Annotated in this window: 2 protein-coding genes; both read right to left on the reverse strand. The window is 71.5% G+C overall.

Annotation, left to right across the window (positions count from 1 at the left end):
- A partial coding sequence (locus ACNFOC_RS51180; protein ID WP_416965828.1) for a beta-glucosidase family protein occupies positions 1-2,427 on the reverse strand: 2,427 nt, incomplete at its 3' end.
- Positions 2,428-2,714: 287 nt separating this feature from the next.
- Positions 2,715-4,580 carry an RICIN domain-containing protein gene (locus tag ACNFOC_RS51185; RefSeq protein ID WP_416965829.1) on the reverse strand — a complete coding sequence of 622 codons (1,866 nt, stop codon included), beginning with the start codon at positions 4,578-4,580 and terminating at the stop codon, positions 2,715-2,717.
- Between the last annotated feature and the right edge of the window lie 52 nt (positions 4,581-4,632).

Below are 4,632 nucleotides of genomic sequence, written 5' to 3' on the forward strand. Positions count from 1 at the left end.
CACCCACACAGCCCGCCGCCCACTCCCCAGCACCCACGCATGCCGCTTCGCGTCCCACGACGACAACGTGCGCGCGGCGACCCGTACGGTGACCCGCCGCCGCTCCCCGCTCCGCAGTGCCAGTCGCCGATAGCCGCCCAACACCCGGACGGCCTGGTCGAGTTGGAGGTCCGGTGAGCGGCCGACGTACACCTGAGGCACCGCGACACCATCCCGCCGCCCGGTGTTGCGGACCGTGAAGGTGACATCGAGCCCGTGCCCGTTCCACCGCGCGGACGCGTCCTCGTAGGAGAAGGAGGTGTACGAGAGTCCGTGGCCGAAGGGGTAGAGGGGGCGTACGCCCTCCGCGTCGTACCAGCGGTAGCCGACGTGGATGCCCTCCGAGTACTCCTCGACGCCGTTGACGCCGGGGTAGCGGCGGGGGTCGCCGGCGACCGGGTGGTGGGCGTCGTCGACCGGGAAGGACTGGGTGAGCCGGCCGCCGGGGTCGCAGTCGCCGAACAGGACGGCGGTCGTGGCGGCGGCACCCTCCTGGCCCGGGTAGTACATCTGGAGGACCGCCCCGGTGCGAGCCAGCCAGGGCATCGACGTCGACGACGAGGTGTTGAGGACCACCGTGGTGCGTGCGTTCGCGGCCGTGATCGCCTCGATCAACTTCCCTTGGTTTCCCGGGAGTTCGAGGGTGGTGCGGTCCAGGCCCTCCGTGGCGTCCTCGTAGCCGAACAGGACGACACTGCGGGCGGCGCGCGCCGCGGTGACCGCCTCGGCGACGTCCTGGGCCCGGGTCTCGCCGGTGATGCGCCGCAGCCGGAACAGCAGTCCGGCGTCACCTCCGTCGGCAGTGATCTTCAGGGTGTGGGTGCCCTGGGCGAGGGTCAGCGTCTTGCGGCGGACCGAGAGGCCGTCGGGGTCGACCGAGACCAGGCCGCCCGAGAAGTACTCGCCGTATCCGGCCGCGAGCGGGAACAACTCCTCGCCGTCCAGGAGGACTTTGGGGCGCGCGGTCGGAGCCGAGGAGAAGTGCAGGACGAACGTCCACTCGTCGGACTCGGTCACGGCGAGCGAGCCGTCGTACTCCCAGGTCTTGCCCGCGTCCACCCGCCGGCCCTCGCTGTCGAAGGCGGGGGTGAGGGATGACGCGGGAATCGCCTTGCCGAACAGGTCCTCGCCGAGTGCGTACGTCACCCGGGTCCGGGAGCCGGCCCGCGCCCTGATCGCGTCGAGCGGGCTGTCCGCGTGGTCCGGTACGACATGCGCGCTGCCGCCGCCACTGACGAAGGGCAGGGTGCCGGTCGGGCCGATCACCGCGATGGTGTCGCCGCCGGTCAGCGGGAGGGTGCGGTGCTCGTTGCGGAGCAGGGTCGCGCCCGCCTTGGCGACCTCCAGGGCCACGGCGGCGCCCGCCTTCGCGTCACGCGCGGGGCGCGGCGGCACACTGCCGTCGAGGAGCCCGAACCGGTCCATCACACCGAGGATCCGACGCACCGCGCGGTCGACGTACCGCTCGGGCAAACTGCCGTTCTGTACGGCCGACTTGAGGGGCACGCCGAAGTAAGTCCCGTCCGGCATCTCCATGTCGAGGCCGGCGGTGATCGCGGCGACGGTGCTGTGCGCGGCGAACCAGTCGGTCATCACCCAGCCCTCGAAGCCCCATTGACCGCGCAGGACGTCGGTGAGGAGGGTCTTGTTCTCGCAGGCGAAGGTGCCGTTGACCTTGTTGTACGCGCCCATCACCGCACCGGTCCCGGCGCCGACGGCCGCCTCGAAACCGCGCAACTCGACCTCGTGCATGGTCTGTTCGTCGACCCGTACGTCGATGGAGTCGCGGTCCTTCTCCTGGTTGTTCATCGCGAAGTGCTTGACGGTCGCGATGAGTCCCTCGCCCTGGATGCCCTTGATCTCGGCGGCGACCAGGTCACCGGCGAGCAGCGGATCCTCGCTGAGCGTCTCGAAGTTGCGGCCCGCGTACGGGGTGCGGATGAGGTTGACCATCGGGGAGAGCAGGACGTCCTGGCCGAGGGCGCGTCCCTCGCGGCCGACGACCTGGCCGTAGCGGCGGGCGAGGTCCGGGTCGAAGGCGGAGGCGAGCAGGACGGGCGCCGGGAGAGCGGTGGCGTGTGCGGTGACGCGGACGCCGGCCGGTCCGTCGGTGAGCCGGAGCGGCGGGATCTTCAGGCGGGGGACGCCGGGGATGTAACCGGCCTGGCCGAGCGAGTTCGGGTCGGTGGCGCCGTGCAGCAGGGAGATCTTCTCGTCGAGGGTGAGCTTGGCCAGGAGTCCTTCGACGCGGGGGCCGACCCCCGCCTCGGGTCTGGCCTGTGCGTACGCGTGCGACGGGGAGACGAGTCCGGTGGTGGCCGCGCTGGCCACCGCGATCGCGCCGCCCAGCAGACGCAGAGCGGATCGCCGGGACACGGTGTCGGTCATGAGCCGTCACTCCTTCGGTGTGCGGGCACGACGTTGTGAACCGCGGGTGCGCCTCGGCACCCCGGGCCGTGTTCGGTATCTGAACTCACCATGTGCGAACACCGACTTGACGACCCGTTGGAGACCACTGGCGCGGCGGGAAAACTATGACCACCACTGACTCGTGTCAATGAGCCGAACAGGAATCGGTCGCACGCCGACAAGAACCGAAGGGTGAACGAGCTGCGGGGCCACCCCGGTTGGGGCGGCCCCGGCACTCAGCTCAACTCAAATCAGCTCAGCTCGCTTCATTGAAGGGACGGAACGAGCGTGGTGACCGTGTCCAGGACGCCTCCTACGACATTCCCCACGGCGCCCTCCGCGACCGTCAGCGGCTGCACGACTCCGGCGCCGACGTCGCCGCCCAAGGGCCCGGGTTCCGGCGCGGGTTCCTCGCAGCATGCGACCTGCGCGGCGCGGGGTGCGTACTGCGGTTGGTCCTGTTGCGGAAGGTTCGAGAGAGGAGGCGGCGGTACGTCACCCTGGGGCGCGCCGTCCGGAGGCGCGGGCGCGTCCGGTGCACCTCCCCCTGGCGCGTCCTTCTGCCCTGTCCCCTTCCCCTCCGCCTCGCCCTTTCCGGTCGGATCGCCCTGCTTCACCCGGGCCTCGGCGTCCGATTCGAGCACCCAGCGCTGCCCGGCGGACCCGTCCCGGTCCGTCACCACGACCCGCGCCCCGGCCTTCGCACTCGCGGGAGCGACAGCCAGCCCCTGGCTCCAGCGGAGCAGGAACTCGCCGCGCACCGTCAGGTCGTAGTGCACCTCGCCCGCGTGCACCAGGCACCCGGCCAGCGTGACCGTGCGCGCGGTGGTGTCGGCGTCGAGGCAGAGTCCCGGGTCGGTGAGGCTGCGCAGCAGACCGTCCTGGTCGTACGACCACTGCTGGGACCCGGCGGTCGAGCAGGCCGCCATGGTGACGGCGGCGCCGCTCCGTACCTGGCCGCCCGGAATGTCGAGGCACAGACCGGAGGCGAGGCTGCGCAGTACGCCCTGCTGGACGACTCCCGCGCCGGCGGCCGACGCGGAAGCGGCGGAACCGTCCGACGAGGAACCGTCCGACGAGGGCGCGCCGACCGGGCTCGGACGGGTCGAGCTGCCGCTGGGCGCACCCCAAGTGACGTGCGGATCGGGCGTGTTGTCCCCTTCGGTCCAGCCCTTGGTGGCGAGCACGGTCGCGAGCAGGGCGAGGGAGGTCAGGCCCACGCCGACGAGCGCGGCCCTGGGGTGCCGGCGCGGAAAGGCGAGGCGGCCCTCCGGCGTGGGGCGGTGGCGGCCCATCGGACGGCGGGCAGCGCGGGCGGCGGCCCCGGAGCTCTCGCGGCCGGGCCGTGAGTCGAGGTAGCGGCGGGCGCCCCAGCCGAGGACGGTCTCGGCGAGCAGCACTTCGAGGCCGCCGTCGAAATGGCTCAACTGCTCTGCCGCGAAACGGCAGTAGCGGCACGTCATGAGATGCCGTTGCACATCGGGCAACAGGCCGCCGCCACGACGGATCGGGACGTCGAGGAGCCGGTTGTAGTGGCGGCATTCCGCGGTCGGCGCGAGTTCCCGGTGGGCGCGCACACAGCCCTGCCTGAATTGTTCACGCGCCTGGTCGAGCGCGGCGGTCGCGGTGACCTCGTCCACGCCCAACAAACCGGCCGGTACGGTTATGGGTTCGGCCTCGACCTCGGCGTGCCACAGCAGGCATTGGGAGGCGCCGGACAGTTCGCCGAAAGCGCGCTCGGCGAGCTTCCGCCTTTCGGAGGTGCCGGGCCTCGCCGCGCGTAGACCTCGGGCGCCGGTGGGTTTACGAAGTTCCGGCAGCAGCGCGGAAATTCGCTCCTCCGCCGCCCACTTCTTCACCATCTCCCTTACCGCCACGAGGAGTTGGGGACGCAGGGCGCCGCCGGTGGCGCGGCCTCCCAGTACCTGGTGGAAGGCGGCCGTGGCCACCATGGACGCCGAACTGTCGGCGGTGGCAAGACAGATGACGGCATATTCGCTTGTCGCCTGCCAATGCCGGGCCAGCAGCAGTGCCACGGCACGGGTGCCCGCCGCCTTATCGCCGAGTTGCGCCACGAGATTGCGGTCGGACTCGGCGACCTGAGACTCCAGCGAGGAGCGTCCCGGGCACATCCGTCCGGAACTCGGGGAGGCGGACAAGCTCAGCTCTCGGCGGGAAGGCCCC

Source organism: Streptomyces colwelliae (assembly GCF_048158785.1).
Classification (GTDB): Bacteria; Actinomycetota; Actinomycetes; order Streptomycetales; family Streptomycetaceae; genus Streptomyces.

What these genes read in the sequence shown, in the direction of transcription:
- ACNFOC_RS51185 (WP_416965829.1), bottom strand. Translation starts at nt 4,580, where the DNA reads ATGTGCCCGGGACGCTCCTCGCTGGAGTCTCAGGTCGCCGAGTCCGAC.